The following is a 19,734-nucleotide window of genomic DNA, read 5'->3' on the forward strand; positions in this document are numbered from 1 at the left end:
TATGGTTAAGGCTTGCCGGCCTGCGGCGTTAAGCTGACCATAGGGGCTGGCGAAGCGATTTGGCTTTGCAGCCAGGTGAGCAAATCGTTTTCAGTCATGGGTTTACCGTAATAATAACCTTGTGCCAGATGGCAGCCGAGTTCTTGCAGCCATAGGGCTTGCGCTTCATTTTCTACGCCTTCTGCGATGACCGCCAAGTTTAGGCGGCGGCTCAATTCTATGATTAAACTGGCAATGTGCCGACCTTCTTTGCCATCGCATAAGTTATTGACGAATGAACGGTCAATTTTAATACGGTTTAATGGCAAGCTTTGCAGATACGATAGTGATGAGAATCCCGTGCCGAAATCATCGACGGCAATGCTGATCCCCATCTGCCGTATTTTTCGGAGCATGTCTAACAGATTGTGCTGATCTGCCATGGTCGATTCAGTGATTTCCAGCTCTAATTGCAGTGGGTTAATGCCGCTGCCATCCAAGGTTTGTTGCAATACGGAGAGGAAATCAGCTTCTTGGAACTGTACATTGGAGACATTGACTGACATCATCAAACCTTTCCAGCCCTTATCTTCCAAGGTGCGTAAAAAGTTAAGCGCGGCTTTTAGAATCCATGCGCCCATTTCAACAATCAGCCCAGATTGTTCGGCAATTGGGATAAATTGATCGGGCGGAACCAGCTCACCACTTGCCGTACGCCAGCGCATCAGCACCTCAAAGCCTAGCAGGCTTTGGTCGCGCATATCGAATTGCGGCTGAAAGGCCGGAAATAACTGCCCTTTTTGAAAACCTTCTTGCAAACTTTGCAGGAGCTGGGTGCGCTGTTTTGCCCGTAAGCCCATTTCCGGTTGGTAATAAGCGTCGCTGTTGATGCCCTGTTGCCGTGCCAGTTTGCGCGCAATGCTGGCATCTTTAAGTACGGTATGACCATCGATTTGGATGTTTTCCAAGCTGACCGTGCCTGAACTGAACGCCACGTTATGCACGATGCCGTCAATATTAATGGTTTGTTGCATGAGCGGGCGCAAATTTGCCGGCTTAAGCAGGTCGGTATCGCCGAGCAGGGCAAAGATGTCACAAGCAATGCGCGCGATTAAACAGTGTTGTCCAAATAAGTCATGTAGCCGTTTTGCAAAAGCTGACAATAATTGATCGCCGAAGTGATGCCCGAAGGCATTGTTGATTTCGGCAAAATGGTCAATATCCAAGATTATGACACTGTATTGTTTAGAGTTGCCCTGTTTTAGCCGGTCATCAATGGCTTGCACAAATGCTTGGCGGTTAGGTAGGGCAACCTGATGGTCGTAATAGGCAGAGTCTTTTAAACCGAGCATGAGCTTGACATTGTCGGCGCAGACGGCGGCATGGCTGCAAAACACTTTTAGCAGCGCGCATTCCTCATCAGAAAGGGCCGATACGGTTTTTAGGTAGAGGATTAACGCTGGGTTTGCCAGTAGGGGCAAGAACGCCATCGTATGTCCGTTATCAAAAACAGGTTCCCGCTTGCCAAGCCAGTGTGCGACGGTGACAGGGATGAGGTGGTGCGCTTGATCCTGCGGAAAGTTATCCGATGCGGCTATCATCAAGTTTTCTTTTCCACTAGGGCTTGCTTGGAAGCAAGCCAAATAATCTGCCTTGCCGCCTAACAGGTCAGTGAGTTGCTGAATGGCTTGTTGGCTAAAGCTTTGAAAATCATTAGCCTTGACCAAAGCATCACAGCTTTGCACGATATGTTGCAGGCCTTGTTGGTAAGTCGCCATTGACTCCAGCTGCTGATAGGCGCGTATGGCTGACAAGACGGTGGTGAATAATTTGGATCGGGTGAGTTCGCTTTTGGTTTTGTAATCATTAATGTCGTATTGGCGGATGGCATCCAGTTCAGGTGCGTAGCCTGGCTGACCCGTACGCAAAATAATACGTGGCATGGCTTGTTTGAGTTGGTTGCGGATGTCGCTGACCAATTTTAAGCCCGCATCTTGGCTTTCCATGACCACATCAAGCAAGACCACCGCCACATCGCTATGGACGCTGAGCAGGCTAATGCATTCGGCAGCGCTGTAGGCGTGTAGAAAGCTGGGTAAGCGGCCTAGGATGTCCAAGTCTTGCAAGGCATGGACGGTGGCTAAATGCACGTCTTCATCATCGTCCACCACCAGTATTTTCCAAAATAAAGGCCGATACGCATTCTCGTCGTCAGCGGGCGATTCATCTTCAAAAATAAAGTCGTCACTCTCTTGGCTCATAGGGATATGCCGGTAAGGTGCTAGGCCTTTTTGATAAAACGGTTTATAGAATGTCGCTTGACCACTACCAATAAAGGGCCATTGAAAATGGTTGTCCGATGTTTTTTTCTGTTAGCAAAGCTTAGTCATCATTTTTGTTTTTTGCCAGTTTTTCAATGGGCAACAGCGGGATCTGATAGCTTTCGATAATGCTTTTGATGGCTTCGGCGTTGCTGGCAATCAGCTTGTCCAGCTGGGCTTTGCGGGCTTTGTCGTTATTGCGCACGCCCATAGCCATTTGGTAATCAAATTTGATGCCGGGGCTGGCGGGCATGGGGATCAGGGTGAAGCTGTTTTTGGCGTTTTGCGAAATGATATGTCCGGCAATCGGCCCCCATAAAATAACCATATCGATTTTTTTGGCTTTCAGGTCTTTGTCCAATTGCATGGCGATGTTGTTGTCATCATCACCGGACATCGATTGGTAAGGGACACCTTGCTCCAACAACCCGTTGTGTTGCAGCCAAGTGGTGCCGGGGCCGCGGTCGAACATGGCGATTTTTAATTTTTCTTGCTGTTCTGGCAACAAATCCGCCAATTGCTGGGGCGCTTGGATGTTATCCCAACCACGGCCTTTGGCGATCAGCAAAACGTAAGTGGAGCGGTAGTAGGGTTCAGTGGTCAAGGCCATGTCCGAACCGGCGGGCATGTTCATCACGACATCGCATTTAAAGTTTTTGCTGTCGACTTCTTTTTCATTAACCGGTGCGTTCAAGGTATTGCGCAGAAAACCAATGCGTTGTGGAAACCATGTGTATTCCAGCTTTTGCCCGAGCTGTTTGGCAAACAGCTCGGCGATCTTATTTTCGAAACCGTCTTCTTTATTGCTGGAGTAGGGCGGGTTGAGCGGGTCGGCACAGACTTTAAACGTTTCTTGGGCAAAAGTTTGGCTGCTAAGCAGAGCCAGGCAAAAACTAGCCAGTACTCGGTAGGTCGGTTGGGTATTGTTCATAAGTTTTCCTGAAAAAGGGTCGATAGGCTTAAGTTTACCGTAACATCACCCCTCCACCCAGTGTCTGCGGTGAAGGGCAAACCTAAATAATCAAAGCCATTGGGCGAATAAAAACACCGTTACGGCATCTCCTTATTGGCTTTTGCCAAAGCCCCAGCCGTGACTGTGACGGTGTGTTAAGCAAAATTAGCCTTGTCGATATGCCAAGCGGCTGTTAAAACAGCTAGTCTGACAGCAACAGACCCGGCGTTCAACTTTGGCAGGCCGGGTTTTTATCCTTGCGGGCGTATGGACATTATCTTTAAAGAATACCTGAAAGTGGTCTGGCAAAAAAAAGGGCCGTTTTTGCTGGCATTGATTGCGCTGATTTTTACCACCGGCTTAGAACTATTAAGCCCGCTCTATTACAAAAATATCGCCAACGGCCTGGCCCTGCCTTATTCCGATGCCACGTTGGCAATGCTCATGGATAATCTAAAAACCATTGCCATGATCTACGGCGGCATTTGGCTATCGTGGCGGTTTTTGGAAATTGCCATGATCCCGCTTGAAGGCGGCGGAATCAATCTGTTGGAAAAACGCTGCTTTGCGGTTTTAAAACAGCAAAAGTACGGCTTTTTTGAAAACCGCTTTTCCGGCAGCCTGATTAAACAAGCCAGCCGCTTTTCGCGTTCGTTCGAAACGATTTTAGATTGGTTTTTGTTCCAGTTTTTTATGAACGTATTGGCAATCGGTATTGCCTTCAGCATTTTTTACCGCCAACAACCCACGTTTGCATTCTATTTTTTGGTGTGGGTGGTGCTGTTTGTGGGCTGGAGCGTCGGCTATTCGATCTGGAAACTGCGTTTTGACAAAGCCGTTGCCGATGCCGACTCCATCGTGGGCGGCGTCTATTCCGATGCCATCAGCAATATTTTTATCGTGAAAAGTTTTGCCTTGGAAGCACGCGAGCAAAGCCGCGTCGATCAAGCCTCCGATACGGTGTTCAGAAAAAAGAGAATTGCTTGGACGTTGATGTTTGTGTCCTTTGCCGTGCAAGGTTTGATGACCTTTGCCATCGAGTTGTTGCTTGTCTATCTGATGATCCAACAATGGCGCGGCGGACATTTCGAAATCGGCGAATTTGTGCTGTTCCAGTCGATTATGATTATGCTCATCCAACGCTTGTGGGAATTTGGCCGCAACTTCCGCAACTTTTTTTCCGCCTTGGCTGATGCCTCGGAAATGGCAGAAGTGTTCCGCCAGCACGATTTGGAAAATGATGCGCCGGATACCCAAGACCACAAAATCCAGCGTGGCGAGATTGCATTCCAACACCTGCATTTTGCTTACGGCAAAGCCAACAGCCCGCAAACCTTGTTTACCGATTTCAATTTGCACATCAAAGCCGGCGAAAAAGTCGCCTTGGTCGGGCATTCCGGTTCCGGCAAATCGACCTTGACCAAGCTACTGTTCCGCTTTGTTGAGCCGCAACAAGGCGCGCTGCTGTTCGATGGCATTGACGCTTCCCGCTTCACCTTAAGCGCGCTGCGCCAACAGATCAGTATGGTGCCGCAGCAGCCTGAGCTGTTCCACCGCTCGGTGCGCGACAACATTGCGTTAGGCGCGGATATTAGCGAAGCCCGCCTGCACGAAGTGGCGCAACAAGCCCGCTGCTTGGACTTTATCCTACAACTGCCCGAACAATTTGACACCTTGGTGGGCGAACGCGGCGTTAAGCTTTCGGGCGGCGAACGCCAACGCATCGCCATTGCCCGTGCTTTTCTTGAAGATGCGCCGATTGTGGTGTTGGATGAAGCCACCAGCGCGCTGGATTCGTTAACCGAACAGCAAATTCAAGTGGCGATTTTCGAGCTGATAAAAGACAAAACCGCCATTGTCATCGCGCATCGCTTATCGACCATTTTAAGCATGGACAGGATAGTGGTGTTGGAGCAAGGCCGTATTATCGAACAAGGCAGCCACCCAGAACTGTTGGCATTGCAAGGCAAATATTTCGCCATGTGGCAGCATCAGCGTGGTGATTTTTTGGATTTGTAATTGATGTTACGCAGTAACGTTTTTGGTTTCCCGTTTACCACAGCCCAGTGGTTTCGCTTCGGCTACGCTCATCGAACGGCTGGGTCGGTTGGCTTGACGAACCGTTTTTCCCAACCCAAAAGTGGCCCAAACAAAAGCAATCCTTTGCCGTTCTCCCCATAGCCCTTTTAAAAACAGCCACCTAGAAAGGCGAATTATTTTTTTTGCGGTGGTTCAAAAAAAACAGTTGGTGATTTTTAAATGGCACTATATATTGTGTTTAAGCCTTAAACAAAAACTACATATAGTTTTTAGGCGATAGCATCGCTAGCCTATTCCCTGTTTTTAAGCAACCCTTTTCGCGTTTTCTTTCTGTTTCTTTTTCCTATTTTTTCGAGCTAAATCATGACCGCACAATTGCAAGTAATCACCCATACTGTTACCGAACCGCCTTTCCAAGAAGCGTCCATGGACATTTGGGACAAAAAATATTGCTTGAAAACCAAAGAAGGCGTTCCTATCGATAAAAGCATCGACGAAACCTACCAACGCGTTGCCAGGGCGCTTGCCGATGTTGAAAAAGGCAAAGCCAAGCAAGACCAATGCTACAAAGATTTTTTATGGGCGTTGCGCCAAGGCGTGATTCCGGCGGGGCGCATCATCTCCAATGCTGGCGCGTTAGAACACAAACCTGCCACGTCCACTATTAACTGCACCGTGTCCGGCACCGTTTACGATTCCATGGACGACATTTTGCACAAAGTCCACGAAGCGGGCCTGACGCTGAAAGCTGGTTGTGGCATCGGCTATGAATTCTCCACCTTGCGCCCCAAAGATGCTTACGTGTCGGGCGCGGGCGCGTACACCTCCGGGCCGCTGTCGTTTATGGATATTTACGACAAAATGTGTTTCACCGTTTCTTCGGCAGGTGGTCGCCGTGGCGCGCAAATGGGTACATTCGACATCGGGCATCCTGATGTGGTCGAATTCATCCGCGCCAAACGCGAAGACGGACGTTTGCGCCAGTTCAACTTATCGTTGCTGATTACTGCTGAATTTATGCAAGCGGTCAAAAACGACCAAGTTTGGGCCTTGTCTTTCCCCGTCACTGAAAAAGAAGCGCAAGCCGACCAACTGGATTTGCACGACAGCAAACAAATCATCTGGCGCGAATTCCCCACCCAACGCGGTTACATCGTCAATGACGACGGCCTGGTGGCCTGCCGCATTACCAAAACCCTGCCCGCACGCCGTTTGTGGGACATGATTATGTCGTCCACCTATGACTACGCCGAACCGGGTTTCATCCTGATCGACAAAGTCAACGAAATGAACAACAACTGGTTTTGCGAAAAAATCCGCGCCACCAACCCTTGCGGCGAACAACCCTTGCCGCCTTACGGTTCTTGCTTGCTGGGATCCATCAACCTGACCCGCTTTGTGAAAAAACCGTTTACCGCCGACGCTTATTTCGATTGGGAAACCTACCGCAAAACCATCCGCATCTTCAGCCGTATGCTCGACAACGTGGTCGAATTGAACGGCTTGCCGTTGCCGCAACAACGCGACGAAATCACCAGCAAACGCCGCCACGGCATGGGTTATTTGGGATTGGGTTCAACCGTGACCATGTTGGGCATGAAATACGGCGATGACAGCTCGCTGGAATTTACCGAAGAAGTTACCAAAGTATTGGCAGTGGAAGGTTGGAAAGCCGCGTTGGATTTAGCCAAAGAAAAAGGCCCAGCCCCCATCATGGAACAACTGTTTACCGTGACCGGCGAAATGCTGCACCAACGCCCCGAGATGATTGCCGATGGCTACAAAGTGGGCGACCCAGTCGCGGGCAAAATCTTGCACGCCAAATACAGCCGCTACATGCAGAAAATTGCCCAAGTGGAACCGGAACTGGTCGCGCAATTGGCAGAAACCGGCGCGCGTTACAGCCATCACAGCTCCATTGCCCCGACCGGCACCATTTCCTTATCACTTGCCAACAACGCCAGCAACGGCATCGAACCGAGCTTTGCCCACCACTACTCGCGCAACGTCATCCGCGCCGGTAAAAAATCCAAAGAAAAAGTCGATGTCTACTCCTACGAATTGCTCGCCTACCGCCATGCCGTCAACCCCAACGCCATGCCCTACAGCGACGACCCGAAACAGCAATTGCCCAATTACTTTATTGCTGCCGACGATGTCACGCCCAAACAACACGTCGACATCCAAGCCGCTGCGCAAATCTGGATCGACTCGTCCATCAGCAAAACCGCCAACGTACCGACCGATTTCCCTTACGAAGACTTCAAATCCATCTACCAATACGCCTACGAAAAAGGCCTAAAAGGCTGCACCACCTTCCGCTTCAATCCCGAAGTGTTCCAAGGTGTATTAGTCAAAGAATCCGACCTAGAAAACACCACCTACCAATTCACCTTGGACGACGGCTCGGTCATGGAATTTAAAGGCAATGACGAAATTGAATACGACGGCGAAATCCATTCCGCCGCCAATTTGTTTGATGCGTTGAAAGAGGGGTATTACGGGAAGTTTTAAATGTTTGGGTGAATGGATAGGTCTCTTCAAGTTTGTAGGGTACGCATTGCGTACCTTCTCTAATTTTGATGTTAAACCAACCTTTTAAAAGGTACGCAATGCGTACCCTACATGGCTTCAATCCCTTAAGAAGGTTCAAATGAGCAGCACAAAAGACAAAGACAATTTATCCCAACCTCTTTTTATTGTCGAAAAAACCGATATTGGGCTTGAGGATTGTGGAGCGTTACATGCGCATACCCGCCAAGCAGAACAAGTTATACAAAATTTAAAAGCACAAAAAGATAGTGTAAAGCCAAAGGAAAACAAAAAATGACAGACTACGAAACGCAGTCGCTTCAAATTGCAACTGACACTTATCATGTCTATTGGTGGGCTGATGTTATAGCGGCAGGTGCATTGGTAGCTGCTATTGTTGGTGGCATCTTTGCATTTTTAACATTGCGTAAAATTGCACAACAGCTCGAAAGTGCAAAATGGAACGCTTTACTTTCGTTTGAACAAGATATGAACGCTCGTCGCCAGCGTTTTAGCGATATAGCGCAAAAACTGAACTCTTCCTCTGAACCAGAGGAACATCAAGTAAGCTATTATGAAGAAGCGAAAGAAAGCTACCTGAATGCAATGGAACGCTTGGCTTCATCTATATTAAAAGGTCAATTCCCTGAAGATGAAATGAAAACAAGCTATCGAGACTACATAGCTTCTACCATTAGGGAATATGAAGATAGATTTAGAGCTGGAACCCATTATCCCAGGATTCTTGAATTAAATCAGAAATGGCGAGATTAGACTGTAGTTAAGTAGGGTACGCATCGCGTACCTTCTTAAATTTTTGTGTTAAACCAACCTTTTAAAAGGTACGCAATGCGTACCCTACGGAGTTTGCCATGTCGGATTACCGTCGTTGTTATGTGCCGGGTGGGTCGTATTTTTTTACGGTGGTGACTGAGCGGCGGGCGGCGATTTTAGCGAATGATGTGGCGCGGGATTGTTTGCGTCATGCAATCAGGCATTGCCAGCAGCAGTTACCCTTTCGTGTTGATGCGCTGGTTATGATGCCCGATCATGTGCATAGCATTTGGACGTTGCCGGCTGATAGTTGCGATTATTCTAAACGCTGGGGAATCATCAAAAAGCATTTTACCCAATCGTGGCTAGTATTGGGCGGTGCTGAACAGGCGGTCACGGCTTCAAATTTACTTCATCGTCGGCGCGGTGTTTGGCAACGGCGGTTTTGGGAGCATGCTTTACGTGACGAACGGGATTACCAAAACCATTTTGATTATTTGCATTTTAATCCGGTAAAACATGGCTTGGTTAAACGTGTGCAGGATTGGCCTTATTCTTCGTTCCATCGTTGGGTAGGGCAGGGGGCTTATCCAGTCAATTGGGGGATGGCGGGTGAGGAGTTTGTTGAGTTGTCAAAAATTGAATGTTTAGGCGAGTGAATGCGGTTAAACCTAGGTATTCGTAGGGTACGCATTGCGTACCTTCTCAAATTTTTATGTTAAACCCATCTTCTAAAAGGTACGCAATGCGTACTCTACAGGGATACAAAAACACAGACTAACCCAAAATATTTGAAAACGGTACGCATTCTGTACGGCTTATTTTTTTACAAAATAATAATGCTCACCAAACTTGCCTTTTAACGTCATGGTGTTGTCGGTGCGTTCGACGAGGGCGAAGGTGTCAAAGCCGGAGCGGCCGATATACGGTACTTTAAGTTTGCCGTTTTCCAGTTCGAAGTTGATGGGGTTTTGGTTGTAGTGGCCTTCTTCGCGGGGGATGTTCATGATGGTGACTTTGCCATCTTTAAATATCCAGGTGTCTACCCGTGGGATGGTTTCTTTGGCGGTGAGCGAGTTTTTGGTGTATTGCAGTTTCCATGTGCCGTTGATGTCGTCTTTTGAGGTGATGGCGATGTCGGCGTAAGCCAGTTGGGCGGATAAGCACAAAGCCAAGGCAAGGGCGGTAAGATTGACGGGTTTCATAATTGTTTCTCTATTTAAAATAAATTGTCAACAATCATTCTACGCTTGCTTGTGTTAGAACCCTATTTTTAATTGCTGGTTTTTAAAGATAGCGGTGATTAATGCGGGAAGCTTTTCTTATTAATTTACTTTTATAAACTATAACAATGACTTACAAATTAGATAAAAAAATTACCGGCTATAAGGTGTTAACTGCCGAAGACAAAGCCCAGGCGGAACAGCAGGCCGACCAGGCTAAAGTCAATTCGCTGGAGAGCATGCACGAAAACGTGGCGCGTCCGGAGATTTTGTACGGGTCAACTTACAAGATTAAAACACCGCAGTCGGAACATGCTTTGTACATCACCATTAATGACATGATTTTGAACCAAGGCACCGAACACGAGGAGCGCCGCCCTTATGAGGTGTTCATCAATTCCAAAAATATGGAGCATTTTCAATGGGTGTTGGCGTTGACGCGGGTTATTTCGGCGGTGTTCCGTAAAGGTGGCGATACCTGCTTTTTGGTGGAGGAGCTAAAAGCGGTGTTCGATCCGAAAGGCGGTTATTTTAAGAAAGGCGGGGTGTTTATGCCGTCGTTGGTGGCGGAAATTGGTTATGCCATTGAATCGCATTTGAAGTCGATTGGTATGATTAAAGATAAAGATTTCGACGATCAGCAAAAGCAGTTTTTAGCCGCCAAACGTAAAGAATTTGAGGCGATTCATGGCGATGACCCCAGTTTGGATGAAGATGGCGCGTATCCGGCCCAAGCCATTTTATGTGTCAAATGCCAAACCAAGGCGGTGGTGCTGATGGACGGCTGTATGACCTGTCTCAATTGTGGCGACAGCAAGTGCCAATAATTGTATGTTCAGCCATTATTCACTATGATGCCTGCAGTTATTGCCTTTATTAACCAATAAAAACAGGAGAGTCTATGAAACTGATAACAGCCATTATCAAGCCTTTTAAGCTGGACGATGTCCGCGAGGCTTTGTCGGAAATTGGCGTGACCGGTATTACGGCAACGGAAGTGAAAGGCTTTGGTCGTCAAAAAGGCCATACCGAGTTGTACCGTGGCGCTGAGTACGTGGTCGATTTTTTACCGAAAGTGAAATTGGAAATAGCGGTTGCCGATAGCTTGGTGGATAAGGTGGTTGAGCATATTGTGCGCTCTGCCAACACCGGCAAAATTGGCGACGGTAAAATTTTTGTGGCTGATTTAGGCCAAGTCATCAGAATCAGAACCGGTGAAACAGGCGAGGACGCCATTTAATACCCGCAGGGAAAGCTCATGTTTTTAAAATTTATTCTGCTGTCCTTGGGGCTTATGCTTCCAGGGATGGCTGCTGCTGCCGAATTGAATGCCGCCAATACGGCTTGGGTACTCACTTCAACCGCTTTGGTGCTGTTTATGACATTGCCGGGCTTGTCGCTGTTTTATGGCGGTTTGGTGCGCAGCAAAAACGTGTTGTCGGTATTGATGCAGTGTTTTGCCATTACTTGTGTGGTGTCGCTGTTGTGGTTGGCAGGTGTTTATAGCGTTATTTTTGCCGATGGCGGTGCTTGGCAACCGTTTCTGGGTGGTTTAAGCAAAGTCTTTTTGGCGGGTGTGGATACTGCTTCGCTCACCGGCGATATTCCTGAAACCGTGTATTTTATGTTCCAGATGACGTTCGCCATTATCACACCTGCTTTGATCGTTGGCGCGTTTGCCGAACGCATGAAGTTTTCTGCCATGCTTTGGTTTAGCACGCTGTGGTTGCTGATTGTCTATGTGCCGATTTGCCATTGGATTTGGGGCGGCGGTTGGCTGGCGCAATTGGGGGCGATGGATTTTGCCGGTGGTATCGTCATCCACGTGAATGCCGGTGTTGCCGCTTTGGTGTCGGCTTTGGTACTGGGTAACCGCAAAGGCTTTCCCAATACGGCGATGCCGCCGCATAACATGACCATGGTCGTGACCGGTGCTGGCATGTTGTGGGTCGGTTGGTACGGTTTTAACGCCGGTAGCGCGTTAACCGCAGACGGCAAAGCCGGTATGACCATGCTGGTCACCCACATTGGTGCCGCCAGTGGTGCGTTGACGTGGATGTTCATTGAATGGCAACGTTTCGGCAAGCCCAGCGTTTTGGGTATTGTCACCGGTATGGTGGCAGGCTTAGGTACGATTACTCCTGCATCAGGTTTTGTCGGCCCATTGGGCGGTCTTGTGATTGGTGTAGTGGCGGGTGTGGTGTGTTTTTATGCCACCCAATACGTCAAACGCAGTTTAAAAATCGACGATTCGCTGGACGTGTTTCCCGTGCATGGCATCGGTGGTATCACCGGCTCCCTGTTGACGGGTGTGTTTGCCGCTAGCCAATTGGGCGGCATGGGCTTGAAAGAGGGTGTCAGCATCCTTGACCAAGTGGGCGTGCAGGCTTTGGCTGTCGTGGTGACGATTGTTTGGAGCGCGCTGTTCAGTTATCTGATCTTAAAAGGCTTGGATGGCTGGATGGGTCTAAGGGTCAGCCCCGATGAAGAAGTGCAGGGCTTGGATCAGGTACTGCATGAAGAAACCGGTTATTTGGATTTGTAAGCTTTCTGTTTAATCCCATTTAACCGAGGGCATACGGCGGTTTTCAGGGTTTCCGTATGCCCTTGTCTTATCGCTTTACTGCCACCCGCAACGGCAGGGTGGTTATCAGCCAATGTTGCCAAGTTAAGGCTTCCATTCATTCTGTGGCATGTTCCGAACGGGCGGCTTAGCAAGCGGCATTGGGCCATCATCCGTTTGTGGAGATTTTCCATGCAGTCAACCACCCAACGCAGGCTGCGCTTTGAGCAACTGATTGAAGCGGCAGAGCAAGAAATCCAAGCCAACCCACGTTTATATAACATCAAAGTCGCGGCTTTAGCGGTTTTGGGTTATGTGGTCATTTTTGGCGCGTTAAGCCTTTTGCTGGCGTTAGTGGCGGGCATCGGCTGGGCGGCTTTTGCCAATACGGCAATCTTGTTGGTGTTGGTGAAAACCAAGCTGATTTTTGCGCTGTTGGTGATGATTTATGTGTTGCTGCGGGCTTTGTGGGTCAAATTTGGGCAGCCTGTCGGTTATCGCTTAAAGCCCAAGCAGCATCCGTTGTTGTTTGCCGAACTGCGGCGCTTGAGCCGCAAGCTGAAAGCGCCGAAAGTCCATCAAGTCATCCTGACTCCCGAATACAATGCCGCCTTGCTGCAAAGTCCACGACTGGGTGTGTTGGGTTGGCACAAAAACAGCCTGATCCTGGGCTTGGAATTATTGCTGAGCATGTCGCCGGAGCAGGCCAGCTCGGTGATTGCCCACGAACTGGGTCATTTGTCGGGCAAGCATAGCCGTTTTTCCGGTTGGATTTACCGCGTCCGCCAAAGCTGGGAACGCATTATGCACGGCTTATCCCAGCAAAATAATTTCGGCGCCCAATTGTTGCGGCGTTTTTTTGACTGGTATACGCCTACGTTTGCCGCTTATTCCTTTGCCTTGGCGCGCGCCAACGAATACAGCGCCGATGCTATTGCCGCACAACTGACATCCCGCGAAGCGATTGCCCATGCGTTGGTCAACAGCCACGTTGTCCATAACGTCTTGAATGAACACTATTGGCAACCCTTCTTTAAACAAGCCGATGATTGGGCTGAACCGAACGGTTCGCCCTACCAACAGCTGCAAAACTACTTACAAAAAACAGGTTTTGACGAAACCGCCTTACAAAGCCATCTCGACAAGGCATTGCAAGTCAAAACCGCCCATTTCGACACTCATCCGGCTTTAAAAGACCGCCTTGCCGCTTTGCAATGTGCCGCCAGCGCGCCAGTTCCCGCACCGGTTTCTGCTGCCGAACAATGGCTGTCAGCCAGTTTGCCGACGATCATCGCCCATTTTGACCAGCAATGGCTTGAACGCAACGCCTCCGCATGGCAAGAACGCCATCAATATGTCCAACAAGGCCGCGCCAAATTGGCAGAACTTAACCAACAGCCGCCAGAGCAATTGGATGCTGACGGCCTTTGGCAAAAAGCCGTGTTGACCGAAGAGTTTGCGCCCGACCAAGATTATTTTGCCTTGTTCAAGCAGTATAAAGACCGAAACCCTGACGATGCCAATGCCGATTTTGTCTTGGCTCGCTTGCTGTTGGCGGCGAATGATATTGCCGGCGTTGAGCTTATGCAGCAGGTGATGGAAAAGCGGCAAAGCTTAAAGCTGAGTGCTTGCGAGTGGCTGGTGTATTTTTACCGCAATCAAAATGACGGGCAGCAAGCGGCCTATTGGCAGCAACAGGCCGAGCTTCAGTATGACATCAACCAAGCGGCACAACGCGAACGCGATGTGGTGACGGCAAAAGACGAGTTGCTGATGCCCGATCAGGCCGCAGCGGCATTCCAGCGGATCCATTCCCAAGTTGAATCCATCAAGGGCATCAAGCGGGCGTGGTTGGCTGAAAAGAGGATGCAGCATTACCCCGAATCAAAAACCTACGTGCTGGCTTTTGAAAAAGATTTGTACAACAGTGAAAATGCGATGGTGAAGCGCATCGTTGCCGAGTTGGAAATTGATGGCGTTTGCTTTGTGGTGATGAAAGGCGGCGGCAATAAGGTGATTGCCAAACAAGTGATTGCCAAAGGGATCAGATTGTTTTAAAACGCCGTTAAGTGTCCTGCCACGGTCTTGTCTTAACTTATCTTTTCAAAGATTTACAAGGTGTTGCATGTTAATGGCATAATGGTTGCCAGTTTTGGTAGGTTAATGTTTTTGATGTTAGTCTGCGTTTAATCCGATCAATCCAACCGTATTCATTAAGCCAAGGTTTTATGGAAATTCGAAGCAAAAGTGCCGCTTGGGTAAAGCCTTGGGCGATCTCGGTCTTGGTCATTCTTTTGATCGCCATCGGTACGGCGGTTGCCCTGCCTTTTTGGTTAACAGCGCAATTGCCGCAATTGCTTGCAGAACACACAGGCCGAAAAGCCACGCTGGGCGGCGTGCGTATCCAATGGTGGCCTTTGCAGGTTGGCATTGAGGGGTTGCAGTTGCAAGAAGCCAATGGTCAGGCCTTGGTGGGTTTTGATGCTTTGCAGGTGCAAGTCAATGCCTGGCAATCGTTAAGCCGAGGCGAGGTGATGATTGGGCAAATCGCCTTACAAAAGCCCGTCATCACTATCAGCCAAAGCCAAGATGGCACTTACAATTTCCAAGATTTGCTCAATAAAGAACCTACCGCACCGGAAGACAGCAGTCCTGCATTGCCCATCAACATTGCCCGTTTGGCAATCACCGAAGGCAAGTTGGCTTGGCAATCCAACGTTAACGGCAAGCTGTTCAGCGAAACCATCACGCCCATTAATTTGCAGCTCGCCAATCTCAGCACCAGCGGCGATCAGCCTTTTTCGGTGCAGTTGTCTTTGGCTTTGCTGTCTGGTGGGCAAATAGATTGGCAAGGCACGGGCAAGCTGGCGGGTATTGTTTCGGAAGGGCGCATTAAAATCGACAATATTGCCTTGGCTCGCATTAAGGCATTTGCGCCTTTGCTGGATGTGCAGGGCAATCTCGCCGTCGATAGCGATTACCAATTCAGCTATGCCGATCAGCAATTGAAGCTCAGCATCAAGCAAGCCAAATTGGCCTTGCAAGCGTTGCAATTGCAGCAAGATACAGCCAAAGTCAGTTTGCCGAACCTGACCTTGGAAACCGATTTGACCATCACCACCAATGGCGAAGGCTGGCAAGTGCAAAGCCAGACCTGCAAGCTTGGCGGCCAAGATTTACAAGCGCAATACGGCAAATTGAATTTGAAATTGCCCAGCTTGAATGCCGAGACCGCCTTTCAGGCCAGCAGTGGCAAAAACCTGCAAATCAACCTTTCCCAGGCTCGTTTGCTTAGCCAAGGTTGGCAGCTGCAAGAAACCGGCGCCCAACAGCCATTGCTTAAATTGGCCCGTTTTGACGTGCAAGGTTTGGCGGTTGATCTCGGCAAACAAAGCCTTGCCATTAAAGAGGTCACTGCCAAAAATGCCGATTTGTCAGTATGGCTGACACCGGAAGGCCAACTCAATTGGGCGGAATTGTTGGCCCACGCTACGCCCGCCGCACAGCCGGGTGCTGTTCCTACGGCTGCCAATCCCGTTGTCGCTGCCGACAAGCCCCAATGGTCGGTTACTATTGGGCATTTGCTTGTGGATAATTTCAATGCCAATTTTGAAGACCGCAGCCTTAAAAAACCAACAACCATCCAAATAAAAGCCGCCCAGCTGTCGGTTGATAACCTGAATAACCAAGCGGGCAGCCGATTGCCGTTTGCCTTAAGCGTAGGCATCAACAAATCCGGCACCGTGAAATTGAATGGCAATGCCACGCTTGAACCGCCCAGCGCCGATATGACCGTTGCCGTGCAGGACATCGAGCTGGAAAAATACCAAGCGTATTACGACAAATTTATACGTGTGGACATTTTGGATGGCGGCCTAAACATCGATGGCACATTGGCGGTACAGCCTGCGCAAGCCGGCAACATGGGGCTTAAGTTTAGGGGTAATGTGAGCGTTGCCGATTTGCTGACGCGTGATCAAAAAGTCAATAAAGATTTCGTCAAATGGAAAAACTTCAGTTTGCAAGAACTGGATGTCGATACCGCCGCGAACCGTTATACCGCCAATGCGCTGACTTTGGAAAGACCTTATGCCAGGGTGACAATCCGCAAAGATAAGTCGATGAATTTTCAGAACCTTATCGTCACAGACGCGCCAGCCGCTACCCCTGCGCCAAAACCGGATACCGTAACAAAAACGCCCGAAGCCAATAAAATCTTATTTAAGCTTGCCAAAATCAACATTATTGAGGGGTCGTCGGATTTTACCGACCTGTCGCTGATATTGCCGTTTGCTGCCCATATCAAAAGTTTGGACGGAGGAGCAACAGGCATCGCTTCGGGAAAAGAGGCTTTGGTTAAAGTCGCGCTCAGCGGTAACGCTTATGAGCTGGCACCGGTAACCATCAAAGGCGAAATCAGCCCCGCCATCGGCAAATACGATGTGCAAGTCAGCTTTAATGGTTTGCCGATGCCGCTGGTGTCGCCTTACATGGTGCAGTTTGCCGGTTACAAGGTGGAAAAAGGCAAAATGACCCTCGATTTGAATTACAGCGTTGCCGACAAAAAACTGACCGCCTCCAACAAGTTAATGATTGACCAATTCGAATTGGGCGATAAAGTCGACAACCCGAACGCCGTCACTATCCCCATCAAGCTGGCGGTGGCTTTGTTAAAGGACAGCAGCGGCAAAATCAAATTTGATGTGCCTGTCACCGGCAGTTTGGAAGACCCGCGTTTTAATTTGGGCGCGGTGATCGCCGATGCCTTTATGAACTCGTTGTCCAAAATAGCCGCATCGCCTTTTAACGCCATTGCCTCGCTGTTTGGCGGTGAAGCGAAAAGCTTAAGTAGCGTCAACTTTGCACCTGGCAGTGCCAAGTTGGAACCAACAGAACTTGAGAAATTGGAAAAAGTCGCCAAAGCCTTGCAAGCGCGCAAAGCGCTGAGTTTGGAGGTTAAAGGGGCGGCTTTTCAAGACCAAGATTGGCTTGCCATCCGCCACGATGCCTTGTTCGACCAGCTGAAAAACCGTCGTGCTGACGAGCTGAACAAAAAAAGCACCAAGAAAATCCGCCCCGAATATGTCGAGTTGAGCGATGACGATTACAAACGCTTGCTGGCGGATATGTTCATTGAAAAATTCCCGCTGTTGGCGGACAAATCGTTTTTTGGCACACCTATGCTAAAAAACACGAAAGCCGGTGATTTTTACGAAGTGGCAAAACAAAAGCTTTATGAGGTCATCGAGCCGGAAGAAGAGCGGCTAAAAGGTTTGGCGGTTTGGCGCGCCCAGGCGATTGCCAAATATATGGTCGAAAAAGGCGGTATCGACCAAGCCCGCATTTACATCCTCGACACCGCCATTGACCCGCCCGATACCCATAACCAATTGAGCAGTTTTTTGTCGCTGACCGCCAACTAAACGTTTTGGCAATCAGCGGTATTGCCGATAAACCTCATCCACCCAAGCTATTTTTTCCCGATAGCCATCAACCATGCCCGCCAACGGTTCGGGCATCCTTTCCGACGCTGGCAAGCCGTAGCTTCTAGGCAAGACCAGCGGCGCCAACAAAGCGGCTGCCGATAAGTCGGCACGGGTAAATTGCCCGCCGACTAAAAAAGCCTGTTGTTGCAAGCGGGCGTGGATCCGGTCGATTGCCGCCGTTAGCTTGACTTGCGCGGCTTCAGTGCTGGCTGGGCTGATCCGCATTTTTGCGCGCATCATCGTACTTAATTTTGGATAGAACGCCTTCATCAGCAAGCCGCCGTACCAAGAGCCATTGGCTGTCAAGAAGGGGATTAACACCTTCGGGTGGTCAAGCAAGGTGTGGTAACACAAATGTCGGACTGGCGGACCAATTTCCTTATCGGCAAAACGCTCCCACGCCAGTGCTTCTTGTTGTAACGTTCCGTCTTCCGGCAAAAGCGGGTATTGCGGAAAAACTTCGTCCAGATAAGTCAGTATGTCGCTGGAGTTTTGCAGAGCTTTGCCGTCATGCACCAAGATCGGCACAGACGACAAACGCGCAAGCTTCTTGGTGGTGCGGACATGCAAGCCCGGCAATAAATTGACGGTGCGGTATTCCAAACGTTTATAAGCCAACGCCCAGCGGACTTTTTCGCAAAAATGGGAGACAGGAAATTGGTAAAGGGTCAGCATGGGGTTCCCTATTTCAGGTTAAAAAGTGTCAATGCCGTTAAACCGGCAGCGTGTAAAGCAGCCGGAGAGACAATGATAAACGCGGCGATATTGCCATAATATTTACAAGCGATTGTTTTTATATGAAATAACGGTGAAAATAAACGGATTTATTATCTCTTTACCCTTCAGGAACGCTTATGAACGCCCACTTTATGACAACCGATCCCCTGTTTACCCCCGACCTCGTCATGGCTGGCGATTGCGGCTACGAAATTATAGGCCAGCAAGCCATCATCACCATTGCCGAAATCGCCAATAACCGTAACCAAGGCATGATAAGCGGCACATTGGCGGTGGAATTATGGGCTTTGCCACACGCTTATAACGGTGGTGACTTTAGTGGCTCGTTTTTGGCGGGTACTTGTATTGGCGAACTGTACGACCAGCATTATCTTGCCAACTGCCGCTATGAATTGGATTTTCAAGAGCCAAGCGAAGGTGAATGGACACTGGTGCTGATGTTGCGCGAATGGATGGGCGACGCTTATGTCACGCGCGATTACATGAACTTTGCCGTGCCTTACCTGGTTGACAACAAACCCGCCATCATCCGCCACGAAGACAGCAACGTGATTAATGTCAGCTTTCCTGACAACAAAAAAGCATCGGCAAAATCAACCGCGAAAAAAGCCAAACCTGCCGTTAAAACCAAGCAGACTGTCAGCGAAACGCCATTGCCAGTGTCTTTGAACGAAGCGGATATTAAAGACGTTGCCGCCATTAAAGGCGTATCCAAAAGCTTGGCTGAAAGCATTGTCGCAGCCCGCCCTATCGATTCTTGGGAAGCACTGCTAAAAATTAAAGGCATGGGGCCTAAATTGCTGGAAAAAATCCGTGCTTTGGTCTCGCTGTAAGCACTTGTTGAGCAGCTAGCGGTAATTGATCGAGTTAGTCGCGCAAAACAAGCTTCAAAAATAATGTGGGTTGGGTTGCAAGGCGCAACCCAACCGAGTGCTTTTAGCCGATCAAGCTATCAGGCAATCCAAACCGCGCCCACGCCCAAACCGGTGGTGTTGACACTGCTGGCGTTTACACCCAGCAGTTGCACCAGCATGTCGGTGCTGCCGTCATCCTGGAACACATAGGCATCCGCGCCGACGTTGAAAGCCACGGTCGCCCCGCCGGTGATGTTGGCCTGCAGGTAGCT

At 49.3% G+C, this 19,734-nt stretch carries 15 protein-coding genes; 11 read left to right on the forward strand and 4 right to left on the reverse strand.

From position 1 onward, the window contains the following. Positions 1–5 precede the first annotated feature (5 nt). Together ACYQ1O_RS11540 and ACYQ1O_RS11545 are read right to left on the reverse strand one after the other, a co-directional pair. On the reverse strand, positions 6–2,240 hold the full coding sequence (locus tag ACYQ1O_RS11540; RefSeq protein WP_459991835.1) for an EAL domain-containing protein: 2,235 nt from the start codon (positions 2,238–2,240) through the stop codon (positions 6–8). A gap of 121 nt (positions 2,241–2,361) precedes the next feature. Next, positions 2,362–3,231 (reverse strand): quinoprotein dehydrogenase-associated putative ABC transporter substrate-binding protein, encoded by an 870-nt coding sequence (locus tag ACYQ1O_RS11545; protein WP_459991836.1) that lies wholly within the window; start codon positions 3,229–3,231, stop codon positions 2,362–2,364. Between the two features lie 288 nt (positions 3,232–3,519). On the opposite strand from ACYQ1O_RS11545, the gene ACYQ1O_RS11550 reads away from it, so the two are divergent. The 5 genes from ACYQ1O_RS11550 (at position 3,520) to ACYQ1O_RS11570 (ending at position 9,257) form a co-directional block, all read left to right on the forward strand. Then, the gene (locus ACYQ1O_RS11550; protein WP_459991837.1) at positions 3,520–5,271 is read left to right on the forward strand and encodes an ABC transporter ATP-binding protein; all 1,752 of its coding nucleotides are present in this window, start codon (positions 3,520–3,522) and stop codon (positions 5,269–5,271) included. A gap of 384 nt (positions 5,272–5,655) precedes the next feature. Then, positions 5,656–7,806, forward strand: coding sequence for an adenosylcobalamin-dependent ribonucleoside-diphosphate reductase (locus ACYQ1O_RS11555; RefSeq protein ID WP_459991838.1), 2,151 nt, complete (start codon positions 5,656–5,658; stop codon positions 7,804–7,806). 139 nt (positions 7,807–7,945) lie between these two features. Continuing rightward, positions 7,946–8,122: a hypothetical protein gene (locus tag ACYQ1O_RS11560; RefSeq protein ID WP_459991839.1), complete on the forward strand. Its 177-nt coding sequence runs from the start codon at positions 7,946–7,948 to the stop codon at positions 8,120–8,122. Beyond that, a complete protein-coding gene (locus tag ACYQ1O_RS11565; RefSeq protein ID WP_459991840.1) occupies positions 8,119–8,598 on the forward strand; it encodes a hypothetical protein in 480 nt (159 codons plus the stop codon). Before ACYQ1O_RS11560 ends, ACYQ1O_RS11565 begins: the two co-directional genes overlap by 4 nt. 98 nt (positions 8,599–8,696) lie before the next feature. After that, positions 8,697–9,257 carry an REP-associated tyrosine transposase gene (locus ACYQ1O_RS11570; protein WP_459991841.1) on the forward strand — a complete coding sequence of 187 codons (561 nt, stop codon included), beginning with the start codon at positions 8,697–8,699 and terminating at the stop codon, positions 9,255–9,257. Positions 9,258–9,416: 159 nt separating this feature from the next. On the opposite strand, the gene ACYQ1O_RS11575 is transcribed toward ACYQ1O_RS11570, so the two are convergent. Next, positions 9,417–9,803 carry a lipocalin family protein gene (locus ACYQ1O_RS11575; RefSeq protein ID WP_459991842.1) on the reverse strand — a complete coding sequence of 129 codons (387 nt, stop codon included), beginning with the start codon at positions 9,801–9,803 and terminating at the stop codon, positions 9,417–9,419. Between the two features lie 146 nt (positions 9,804–9,949). Here ACYQ1O_RS11575 and ACYQ1O_RS11580 point away from each other — a divergent pair, with 146 nt between their 5' ends. The 5 genes from ACYQ1O_RS11580 (at position 9,950) to ACYQ1O_RS11600 (ending at position 17,807) form a co-directional block, all read left to right on the forward strand. Next, positions 9,950–10,648 carry a TSCPD domain-containing protein gene (locus tag ACYQ1O_RS11580; protein ID WP_459991843.1) on the forward strand — a complete coding sequence of 233 codons (699 nt, stop codon included), beginning with the start codon at positions 9,950–9,952 and terminating at the stop codon, positions 10,646–10,648. A gap of 74 nt (positions 10,649–10,722) precedes the next feature. Next, entirely contained in the window at positions 10,723–11,061 is a 339-nt protein-coding gene (glnK, locus tag ACYQ1O_RS11585) for a P-II family nitrogen regulator (RefSeq protein ID WP_459991844.1), read from the forward strand. An 18-nt stretch (positions 11,062–11,079) separates the two neighbouring features. Further along, complete coding sequence (locus ACYQ1O_RS11590) at positions 11,080–12,366, forward strand: ammonium transporter (RefSeq protein WP_459991845.1); 1,287 nt, start codon at positions 11,080–11,082, stop codon at positions 12,364–12,366. Between the two features lie 210 nt (positions 12,367–12,576). Beyond that, a complete protein-coding gene (locus ACYQ1O_RS11595; RefSeq protein WP_459991846.1) occupies positions 12,577–14,442 on the forward strand; it encodes a M48 family metallopeptidase in 1,866 nt (621 codons plus the stop codon). 170 nt (positions 14,443–14,612) lie between these two features. Then, positions 14,613–17,807 (forward strand): DUF748 domain-containing protein, encoded by a 3,195-nt coding sequence (locus tag ACYQ1O_RS11600; protein WP_459991847.1) that lies wholly within the window; start codon positions 14,613–14,615, stop codon positions 17,805–17,807. A 12-nt stretch (positions 17,808–17,819) separates the two neighbouring features. Here ACYQ1O_RS11600 and ACYQ1O_RS11605 read toward each other — a convergent pair whose 3' ends face one another. Beyond that, positions 17,820–18,545, reverse strand: coding sequence for a glutathione S-transferase family protein (locus tag ACYQ1O_RS11605; RefSeq protein WP_459991848.1), 726 nt, complete (start codon positions 18,543–18,545; stop codon positions 17,820–17,822). Between the two features lie 179 nt (positions 18,546–18,724). Here ACYQ1O_RS11605 and ACYQ1O_RS11610 point away from each other — a divergent pair, with 179 nt between their 5' ends. Next, on the forward strand, positions 18,725–19,441 hold the full coding sequence (locus tag ACYQ1O_RS11610) for a ComEA family DNA-binding protein (protein ID WP_459991849.1): 717 nt from the start codon (positions 18,725–18,727) through the stop codon (positions 19,439–19,441). Positions 19,442–19,734 lie beyond the last annotated feature (293 nt).

The sequence above is a fragment of the Methylosoma difficile genome, from assembly GCF_054657615.1.

Bases quoted from the DNA above. Each gene is read 5' to 3' on its own strand.
- ACYQ1O_RS11550 (WP_459991837.1), top strand. From the start codon at position 3,520: ATGGACATTATCTTTAAAGAATACCTGAAAGTGGTCTGGCAAAAAAAA.
- glnK (WP_459991844.1), top strand. From the start codon at position 10,723: ATGAAACTGATAACAGCCATTATCAAGCCTTTTAAGCTGGACGATGTC.
- ACYQ1O_RS11565 (WP_459991840.1), top strand. From the start codon at position 8,119: ATGACAGACTACGAAACGCAGTCGCTTCAAATTGCAACTGACACTTAT.
- ACYQ1O_RS11560 (WP_459991839.1), top strand. From the start codon at position 7,946: ATGAGCAGCACAAAAGACAAAGACAATTTATCCCAACCTCTTTTTATT.
- ACYQ1O_RS11575 (WP_459991842.1), bottom strand. From the start codon at position 9,803: ATGAAACCCGTCAATCTTACCGCCCTTGCCTTGGCTTTGTGCTTATCC.
- ACYQ1O_RS11610 (WP_459991849.1), top strand. From the start codon at position 18,725: ATGAACGCCCACTTTATGACAACCGATCCCCTGTTTACCCCCGACCTC.
- ACYQ1O_RS11545 (WP_459991836.1), bottom strand. From the start codon at position 3,231: ATGAACAATACCCAACCGACCTACCGAGTACTGGCTAGTTTTTGCCTG.
- ACYQ1O_RS11555 (WP_459991838.1), top strand. From the start codon at position 5,656: ATGACCGCACAATTGCAAGTAATCACCCATACTGTTACCGAACCGCCT.
- ACYQ1O_RS11570 (WP_459991841.1), top strand. From the start codon at position 8,697: ATGTCGGATTACCGTCGTTGTTATGTGCCGGGTGGGTCGTATTTTTTT.
- ACYQ1O_RS11595 (WP_459991846.1), top strand. From the start codon at position 12,577: ATGCAGTCAACCACCCAACGCAGGCTGCGCTTTGAGCAACTGATTGAA.
- ACYQ1O_RS11580 (WP_459991843.1), top strand. From the start codon at position 9,950: ATGACTTACAAATTAGATAAAAAAATTACCGGCTATAAGGTGTTAACT.
- ACYQ1O_RS11590 (WP_459991845.1), top strand. From the start codon at position 11,080: ATGTTTTTAAAATTTATTCTGCTGTCCTTGGGGCTTATGCTTCCAGGG.
- ACYQ1O_RS11600 (WP_459991847.1), top strand. From the start codon at position 14,613: ATGGAAATTCGAAGCAAAAGTGCCGCTTGGGTAAAGCCTTGGGCGATC.
- ACYQ1O_RS11605 (WP_459991848.1), bottom strand. From the start codon at position 18,545: ATGCTGACCCTTTACCAATTTCCTGTCTCCCATTTTTGCGAAAAAGTC.
- ACYQ1O_RS11540 (WP_459991835.1), bottom strand. From the start codon at position 2,240: ATGAGCCAAGAGAGTGACGACTTTATTTTTGAAGATGAATCGCCCGCT.